Source organism: Nodosilinea sp. LEGE 07298 (genome assembly GCF_015207265.1).
Taxonomy (GTDB): Bacteria; Cyanobacteriota; Cyanobacteriia; order Phormidesmidales; family Phormidesmidaceae; genus Nodosilinea.
Window position 1 is genome coordinate 1 of record NZ_JADEXE010000280.1, and the last position, 8,616, is coordinate 8,616.

An 8,616-nucleotide genomic window follows, 5' to 3' on the forward strand; every position below is an offset into this window, starting at 1 on the left:
AAGCAGGGGAGTGAGGACGGTGTACACGGGGAGCGGCTTCGCTCAGGGTGGGGACTAGGAGGGGATAGGCCAGTTTGAGCGGTCGATCTGGACGTGAAACGCTTCTTCGGAGCCTTTGGGGTTAGGCTGAATTTGGCCCAGGTAGATTAGGTTAGAGATGCCGCCGGGTTCATGGGCAATCGTGCGAGCCCGAACGGTGGCAATCTGACCCGGCAGACCCAGACGGTAGGGCTTAAACAAGTTGCTGGCGGCCTGGCGCAGGGTGGCGTCTAGCGTCTCGGGGCTCATAGTGTTTGGCACTGTGATTACAATCTGACTGGCCCCCGAGTCGTAGACGGTGGTGTAGGGCATAGCCCCCGGCACAGCAATGCGGGAGAATGGCTCAAAGCTCAAGCCCAGGAGGCCCACCGTGAGCACGGCAGAGAACCCGGCTGCGCCGACGAGGCGAAACCGAATGCCCCACTTCAAGAAAAAGGCCAGCACCGCCAATAGGGCCAGGGCCAAGGTACCAAGACCAACCCACTGGGTGGCCACTAAAAAATCATCTGGGCTGAGCATTTCGCGATCGCATCCGTAGAGTTAAGGCAGCAAAAGAAAGTGGCTCATTAAAGATATCGCAGAAGCCCTGCTCCAATCCGGAAAAGCTCCCCTGGGTGATAACTACACCGTTCCTGATACCAGAGCTTTGAGCTGAAGATTGCCCCCTCAACGCCTGCTCTGGTATTTAGCAATACCCTTTGCCTTCATGATCCTATCAGCAGTTTTCCAGTCTTTGCGGTAAGGGGCGATAACTGGTAGCGATTGGAACGTGATTTGGGGGGCGATCGCGCGGTTAAGTCGCTAGCCTGGTCGAACGCCTGGGTCTAGGGATCGATCGCTCCCCTAGACCCATCACACACTGCAAAGACCTCTATTTTGGCCTGCGATCGACCGTTCCCCCGGCACCATCAAAACTCAATAAATTAGGTTGTAAACCTAACCAAGACAGGGTAAAACTTGAAGCCGTAGCAATAAACGATGGCGGCAGCGATGACACAGGTAGCAAGCACAGGTAGAAGCATAAGGCGACGGGGCGTGCGCGGGGTAGGGCTTTTGCTGCCTCTGCTGCTGCTGGGCTGCGGCTCATCTAAAGTAGCCCAGTGCAACCAGCTGGCCGAGGTGGTCAACCAAACCCAGGGCTTTATGCAGGAGTTTGAGGCCGAAATTCAAACCTTTAGCGAGAGTGCGGCCCAGGTCAAAAACCTGGACGACATTAAGCTAGCCGCTGGCCAGTACACCACCGCTGTAGATAAAGTCGTAACCAACCTCGACGGCCTGGTCGGCGATCTGCAATCTACTACCCTCCGCGACGAAGACCTCAGCCAGTTTAGAGATGAGTATGTTGGGGTGGTGCAGGGGTTTAGCACCGCCCTGACCGACGCCCGCGAGGCCATGGAGCTAGTGGTACAGGTCGAGTCTGAGGCCGAGCTACCGGCCAAAATTGAAGAATCGCAGCAGCAGACTATGACCGCAGTGGCCTCGATCGAAACGCTCTCTCAAACCGAATCACAGTTAATTAATGAGGTTAATGGCTACTGCGGTGCCGCCCAGCCGGTTGAACCGGCCGCGCCTACCGATCCGGCCGCGCCTGTCGATCCAGCCGCGCCTGTCGATCCGGCCGTCCCCCCCGCTGAGCCTACCGATCCCGGCTCTTAGCCTGATCTTTAAAAAAACGCAGCCTTTAGGCCACCTTCGAAAGGCCTAAAGGCTGGCCTGATCTAGCCTTCTTACCCGCTGGGCAAGAGTAAAGCTATGGCTTACGAGTACAGCTATTCCAGGCGTCTGAATCTAGTCGGCTTCTCCTCTAGTCCTCGATCGCGCGGCTTGTGACAAGCTCTAAAGCCCTAAGGTTCAGGGTTTAGGGTTTAGGGTTTAGGGTTCAGGGTTTACGGCCAGTCGTGAACCCTGAACCCCACTACGGGATGAGGGGTGGGTGAATGATGGACACAACTTAGAAACGCACAATTTAGCCCCATGGAATGCGCTCTAGCTCATTCCCGTCTGAGCTAGATTGCCTTAGCTAGATTAAATCAGAGCAATAGGTAATTGCTCTTTTAGGTCAAAATGTGAAGTATTTTCGACAACTAAATCTATACTTTGAAGCTGAAGCATCTTCTCTGTATAGAAAGCCGCAGCACATCTAGGCGTAGGCTATGTTAAGGGCATGGTCAGCCCCAGCTACAGGCTAGTTAGGGGGACTGCTCTGGCTGCCTGATAGCGCTAGGCCCTAGGCCTAGAGTGCTGATACTGTTGTGCTCGGCTAGCCTTTGAAGCGGTAATCTAAACTATCAACTCAGATGGTTTTAGATAACTCGAACCGGCTTCTTTCTTCTTAAGCTGCGATCGCAGCCTCTGCATGGTCTTCCCTGAGTGTTCCCTGTAAGTTACTGAGGCTAAAAATTCTGTAATTTACCTAGTCTGAGTAATCGCCATCCTGTGACCTATCAGTCTCAAGTTCCGCCCGATCTAAAACAAGACCTGCTGCGTGCCGTAGACAATAGCCCCGCAGACTGGATTCTGCTAAACCTAGCCCTTAGCACCATGAAAATGGGAGGGCATCGCTATGGAGCTTTTTTAGACGCCGCCACCACTGCCGCCAAGCTCGCTATCTACAGCACCTTTATCGAGCAGGGCAACAATATTCGTAAAACCGGCTTTCTGTACCACGTTGAACCCAAACGAGTCAAAGCCATTGTCCAAGAGATTCAGGTTGCCCTGGCAGAGGGCCAAAGCCTGAAAGTGCTCAACTCAAAAGAACCCTACTACCTGATTGCCCTCCCGTTTTTGTGGCAGGAGCACTTTCCCTGTAACGCTACCGACGCACGGGTACGCATTCAGGGGTTGACCCCTGGCGAGCGCAAAAGCATTGAAGAAAGCCTACCCTCTAGCGCCCCTCAAGCCCGCATTTTAGACCAGGTCGAGTTTACCGAACTGATGGAACTGCTCCATGAAATGTCGCAGGAGGAACTGCCGAAGGGACAGCGCATGCCCTGTAGCGACGCCCTGCTGTCTCACATCAAGTTTCGGCTGCTGCACTCGGGCACCGTCATTCAGATTGATTCGCCCCTGGTAGATATTCCTCTATATGCTTTGGCCAGCGCCTCTTACTCGCCCAAGGGAGAGCAGGAGCGCGTATTTGCCATGATTGACGACGTAGCCCGCTATTTTGGCCTGCTACAGGCTTGGGTACGCGAAGAAACCGGTGTACTGCGTGGGGTCGAGGTCTTTGACATCGACCCCACGCAGCGCCAGGTGGCCCTAGAAGAACTTGATGAAATGCTGCGCGCCTGGGCCGACAAGTATCACCAGGATGGCGGCATGCCTATGGTGCTGCAGTTTGCGGCTGGCCGCCGAGAGTACGACTAGTGGGGATATTTAAGACTATTCAAGCCGTCTCAATATCCCTAGTACTCGAAGGCTGAAATAAGTCCACTATTCCGGCTCGCTTGGCTCCCTAGCTCCCCGGCTCCCTCGCGATTGGCATTAGTCACCACACTTATGCCGCTGTCTACTAGTAACGTATGCGATCGGGCTAATCCTCACTTCAGCCTGGGCTAAACTAAGGGTGTTGTAAAGAAGTGTAACGTTATGGCCCCTGCCTCTTCGTCGTCTGGCCGTCGAGTCGTGGTCGTGGGGGCTGGTATAGGTGGGTTAACGGCTGCGGCGCTACTGGCCCATCGGGGCTATGCCGTACGGGTGTTTGACCAGGCCCAGGTGGCCGGGGGGTGCGCTTCAACCTTTAGGCGGCGGGGCTTTACCTTTGATGTAGGGGCAACCCAGGTGGCGGGGCTAGAGCCGGGGGGCATTCATCGCCAAATTTTTGGCGAGCTTGACTTGCCCATGCCTGAAGCGACCCCCTGCGACCCGGCTTGCGCGGTGTTTTTGCCGGGGGAAACTGAGTCTATTCGCGTGTGGCGCGACCCTGCCGCCTGGCAGGCCGAGCGGCAGCGGCAGTTTCCGGGCAGTGAGCCATTTTGGCAGCTCATGCAGCGGCTATTTCGGCCCAGCTGGCGGTTTCAGTCTCGGCAGCCGGTATTGCCTCCCCGCAGCCCGTGGGATCTGTGGCGACTGACCCAGGCGCTGCGCCTCGATACGCTGGTAACGGTGCCCTATACCTTTACCACGGTAGGTCAGGTGCTGCGACAGCTGGGACTAGGGGGCGATCGCCGCCTCAAGACCTTTCTCGACCTTCAGCTTAAGCTCTACTCTCAGGTCAGCGCTGACGAAACCGCCGTGCTCTACGCCGCCACCGCCCTGAGCATGTCCCAGGCTCCCCAGGGCTTGTGGCACCTCCACGGCAGTATGCAGGTCCTCAGCGACAGCCTAGAAAAAGCGCTGGTGCGTGACGGCGGCCTGGTGCAGCTCAACCATCGGGTGCAGCAGGTGCATACCGACCAGGGCAGGGTGACGGGGGTTAAAGTAGAGAATCAAAAAACTGGATGCACCTGGGTGGAACCCGCTGACCACGTTGTGGCCAATGTAACCGTGCAAAATCTGGTGCAGCTGCTGGGTGATGAAACCCTTCACGGCTACCGGCAGCGGGTCGAAGCGCTGCCTTCTGGCAGCGGGGCCTTTGTGCTCTACCTGGGGGTTGATGCGGCCGCCATTCCAGCCAACTGTCCGCCCCACCTGCAGTTTTTCTACAACTACGACGGCCCAATCGCCGAAAACAACACGCTTTTTGTTTCAGTTAGCCGCCCCGGCGATGGTCGCGCCCCCGACGGCAGGGCCACCATCGTAGCTTCGTCGTTTACTGATATTGCCCCCTGGTGGCAAACCAGCGACTACAAGGCGATGAAACAGGCGTACACCGATGGCGCGATCGAGCGGCTGTCTGGCTACTTTGACCTTCAGGCTGACCACATTATCCATATCGAGGCCGCCACCCCTCGCACCTTTGCTCACTTTACCGCCCGCGACCAGGGCACCGTTGGTGGACTGGGCATGCGGGTAAGCACCTTTGGCCCCTTCGGCTTTGCCAACCGCACCCCGGTGGGAGGGCTGTGGCTGGTGGGCGATTGTACTCATCCTGGTGAAGGTACAGCGGGTGTAAGCTACTCAGCTCAAACTGTCGTGAAGCAGATTGAGGCCCTCTAGAGCCAAAGTAAAAAGCAGAATGGGGTAAATCCTCAAGAAATCTTTAAAAAATGCATCCCCCATAGCTGAGAAGATTGCCCCTGACCTAGGTATTATTGACGAAACCTATGACCAAAAGTTTGGGATGAACCTCGGTAAAATTTACTACCCGGTATTGTTTATGGTGTCAGGGTAAGTTTGTATACTCCGTTGTTTGCCCCACTGCTTATAAAATTGATGGTCAAGGTTGGCTCCCGCTGGGTTGCCGCTACGTCTACCGCCCTCACAATCAGGTCAGCAGCATGAGTCCCTGGGATTCCTTAGATTCGTGGTCAAACTACTCTAGCCGCCCTCCGGCTAGCCTAGAAGACTTGCTCTACCAGCACTGGCAGTACTGGCGCAAGCAGGAGGCTCCCCACGAGCTGATCGATCGGTTTCGCCGCTTGTTTCTCAATGTGAGCAGCTATCCAGACAATTCGGTAGCCAATGCTCTGCTGAGTCTGTCTGAACAAGACACCGCCGATCGCGAGTTCAAGTATGTGCTCAACCGCTGCTGCTATACCCTGATTAACCTTTGGTACACCCAGCCCCGCGATCACTGGGCGATTCCAGAACTGGTGAGGCTGTTTGAGGAGCTGCCCCCCTCCAGTGGTGCTAACCCCAGAGCCCAAAAGGTCTACAACCTGGTCAAGGAGTTTCCCCAGACTGAGCAGTACGCCTCGCTGGTGCGACTGCAGCAAATTATGGGCCAATCGCGAGAGGCCGAGGTTCCTCTGGCGACGGTGACCGAAGAGCAGCCCCTGGCTCATCGCATTCGCCACTATCCATTTCTATACGACAACAGCTTACTGACCAAAGATAGCGGTCAAGAGCAAAAGCAAAATATCACCGACCTGCGCCGCCGAGCCGAGACTGACTTGGGTATTCGTCTGGCTCGCTACCATGCTCAGAAACAGGTTCCGGGCCGGGCCGGGCCGGTGGTCAACCCTACGCTGCTTGATGCCACTGGGCTAGAGCAGGCGCTCAACTTTTACACCGGCAAAATTAATGGCCGCACCCACCGCGATCAGGCTCGCTGGTTTGCCACTTACAGCAAAACCGTACGCTCGTTTCGCGACTTTAAAGATGAGTTTGTGGACTATTTAATCGGCCCTATTGCTGCAACAGAGCCGAAGTACAGCGGCAACCACTTTACCCGCAACCTGCGCCAGTACCTGCGCGAAACCCTGGCTGAGTTCGACGCTCAGCCCCTGAACAGCTTTATTCTGGTTGAAACCTGCCGTCGCCTGCTCAATTTTTTGGTGGTCGACAGCCCCCAGCGCCCCGTGTTTCGCAACTTTCGTCACCTGGTCAACGACGTGGGCCACACTCTGACGATGGGCCTGCTGCTGCGGCTGGTGCTGTTTTGCTCAGCGGCTAAGCCCTGGCTAGAACGCTGCTTTTCGGTGCTGTTTAACCTGCACGAGCGCCGCACCTGCAAAGAGGTCCCCTGGCTGGTCACCAGCCTGGAGCACGCTAACGTGGCGTTAATTACCAATTTTGGCGACGTGGGCTATCAGTTCTAAGCTCTATTTTTGCAGTTGCTCAAGCTGTCTGGGATGATGGCCCTGGGAATCGGCCAAAGTGGGCCGAGTTAAGGGCTGTTAGGCACTGACACGTTAAGGAGAACTGCATTGGCAAAGGGATGGATTTGGGTTAGACGGGTCGCGATTGTTGCTATAGCAGTGGGCCTGGTCTTGCGCTTTGCCAATTTGGACCGCAAGGCCTACTGGCACGATGAAGCCTACACCAGCCTGCGGGTAGCAGGCTATATGGGGCCAGCGGTGGGTGAAGCGGTCGTCGATCGCCCCGATTTGACCGCAGCAGATCTACAGCGCTATCAGCAACTACCGCCAACGCCATCGCTGGTAGACACCTGGAATGCACTATCGGCCCATCCCGAGCATCCTCCTACGTACTACCTGCTGGCTCACGGCTGGGGGCGACTGTTTGGGGCATCGGTAGGCGGCTATCGGGCGATCGCAGCTATTTTCGGGGCGATCGCCCTGCCGGTCATGTTCTGGCTGGCGCGACAGTTGTTTCCCCTACAGCCCGCGATCGCCTGGATTGCGGTAGCCCTGATGGCGACATCGCCCGTACACATCATCTATAGCCAGGAGGCCCGTGAGTACACCCTCTGGATAGTGGGATTGTTGCTGGCCAATGGTGCTCTGTGGCGGGCGCTGCAACAAAAGGCTCTCTCTGCCTGGATCCTTTATGGGCTGACTCTGGGGCTGGCCTGGTACGGCTCGCTGATGACGGTTTTGCTGGGGCTGAGTCACCTGGTGTTTATGGCGCTGAGCGAACGCCGCCGCCAGGCCTGGGTAGGGTTTGTGACGGCCCATGCCCTGGGGTTGGGGCTGTTTATCCCCTGGATATGGACGATTGTTAACCAGTGGGAACGGCTGCGATCGGTCACAGACTGGAGCAATGCACCGGCACCGCTAGACTTTTTGGCCAAGCTCTGGGCGCTGCACTACAGTGCCGTTTTAATCGATTTCAACGTTCCCCTAGACCATCCTTTATCGCGGCTGGGACCGGCGCTGGTATTGGGCCTGGTGGCGATCGCCCTGGTCTATCTATGGCGCAGCTACCCGCGCTCGACTGCATTGTTCTTGGGCTGCGGGCTGCTGATTCCGCCGCTGGTGCTGATTGGCAACGACGTGGTTAGGGCGGCACAACTCTCTCGCAATACCCGATATTTCTTTCCGTCGCTAGTGCTCCTGCCGCTGGCGATCGCACCCCTGATCAACCACTGGCTGACGGCGTCTCGGCGGCCAACCAGGGCAATGGGCGCTACCCTGCTGGCCCTGCTTCTCACCCTGGGAATTGCCTCTGGCGTCGCGAACAACCAGGCCTTGACCTGGTGGAATAAGACCGTAGGCTACGCCAATATCTACATTGCCCGCTACCTCAATCAGACCACTCAACCCCTGCTATTGATCGAAGCCAGCGGCGTTGCTCTCGGTGATGCCCTATCGCTCAGCCACTACCTCAGACCTGATACTCCACTGTGGCTGCTGCCCGATCAAGCGTTACCTTCGCCTGATCGGCTCCAAACTGTAATGGAGGCACGCCCTGGGACAACCCTGTTCGTGCTCCAGCCCTCATCAGTGCTGCGCAGTACCATTGTCTCTGGTTGGCAAATGTTGCCTACCTCAGATGGCCAGGTCTTTGGCCCCAATGACCTGGTACAGCTAATACCGCCCCAGGCTGGAATGTCACCGAATTAAGACTGGTGGGCAGTGCCCACCTACGGCAAAGCTATTTTTAAGGCTCAATAGGTGTTTCAGGGAGGTGACCTGCAAGCAGATGATGTATTCGCTAGGCTGAACACTAAAGTGCACCTGCTCTGCGATCTCATGCTAACCCTGACACACCTTTTGGAAGAGGCCAAGTGCTACGACAGCGTTCGGACGTTGCGCTGGCCCGACGGCGTTATCCGGTGTCCGAAGTGCGGCT

7 protein-coding genes are annotated in these 8,616 nt (G+C 56.6%); 6 read left to right on the plus strand and 1 reads right to left on the minus strand.

The features are described from left to right. Positions 1 to 54: 54 nt before the first annotated feature. Complete coding sequence (locus IQ273_RS26440) at positions 55 to 558, minus strand: Ycf51 family protein (RefSeq protein WP_194026128.1); 504 nt, start codon at positions 556 to 558, stop codon at positions 55 to 57. Between the two features lie 471 nt (positions 559 to 1,029). Between IQ273_RS26440 and IQ273_RS26445 the strand changes: the two genes are divergently transcribed. The 6 genes from IQ273_RS26445 to IQ273_RS36020 all read left to right on the plus strand — a co-directional run. After that, complete coding sequence (locus IQ273_RS26445) at positions 1,030 to 1,695, plus strand: hypothetical protein (protein WP_228053920.1); 666 nt, start codon at positions 1,030 to 1,032, stop codon at positions 1,693 to 1,695. Positions 1,696 to 2,475: 780 nt separating this feature from the next. Then, on the plus strand, positions 2,476 to 3,405 hold the full coding sequence (gene hetR / locus IQ273_RS26450; protein WP_194026129.1) for a heterocyst differentiation control protein: 930 nt from the start codon (positions 2,476 to 2,478) through the stop codon (positions 3,403 to 3,405). Positions 3,406 to 3,627: 222 nt separating this feature from the next. After that, positions 3,628 to 5,136: a C-3',4' desaturase CrtD gene (gene crtD / locus IQ273_RS26455; protein WP_194026130.1), complete on the plus strand. Its 1,509-nt coding sequence runs from the start codon at positions 3,628 to 3,630 to the stop codon at positions 5,134 to 5,136. A gap of 281 nt (positions 5,137 to 5,417) precedes the next feature. Next, a complete protein-coding gene (locus IQ273_RS26460; RefSeq protein ID WP_228053922.1) occupies positions 5,418 to 6,680 on the plus strand; it encodes a hypothetical protein in 1,263 nt (420 codons plus the stop codon). 108 nt (positions 6,681 to 6,788) lie between these two features. Next, the gene (locus IQ273_RS26465) at positions 6,789 to 8,387 is read left to right on the plus strand and encodes a glycosyltransferase family 39 protein (protein ID WP_194026131.1); all 1,599 of its coding nucleotides are present in this window, start codon (positions 6,789 to 6,791) and stop codon (positions 8,385 to 8,387) included. Between the two features lie 129 nt (positions 8,388 to 8,516). After that, positions 8,517 to 8,616 (plus strand): transposase (locus tag IQ273_RS36020; protein WP_194021068.1); only part of this gene is annotated, 100 nt, incomplete at its 3' end.